Here is a 265-nt window from a genome sequence, read left to right as displayed (position 1 = left end):
CGCTGGAACTGTCCGAAGCGGTGCTCGCCGGGCGCGCCGGCGAACGCCTGGCCAGCCAGCACAAGAGCCGCGTGCGCCGAGTGTTCAACCTCACTGGCACGGTGCTGCACACCAACCTCGGGCGCGCCCTGTTGCCGGATGAAGCCATAGAGGCAATCACCCTCGCCGCGCGCTACCCGCTCAACCTGGAATTCGATCTCGCCACCGGCAAACGCGGCGATCGCGACGACCTCATCGAAGGACTGATCCGCGAGCTGACCGGCGC

Annotated in this window: 1 pseudogene; it reads left to right on the top strand. The window is 67.9% G+C overall.

From position 1 onward, the window contains the following. Nucleotides 1-265 (top strand): annotated as a pseudogene (locus AAEZ10_RS27440) (L-seryl-tRNA(Sec) selenium transferase); the annotation flags it as partial.

Source organism: Pseudomonas sp. H26/SER47-MNA-CIBAN-0231 (assembly GCF_040310465.1).
GTDB lineage: Bacteria > Pseudomonadota > Gammaproteobacteria > Pseudomonadales > Pseudomonadaceae > Aquipseudomonas > Aquipseudomonas atacamensis.
The sequence above is the reverse complement of the archived record's forward strand: the minus strand, read 5'-3'. Positions and strand labels throughout refer to the sequence as shown.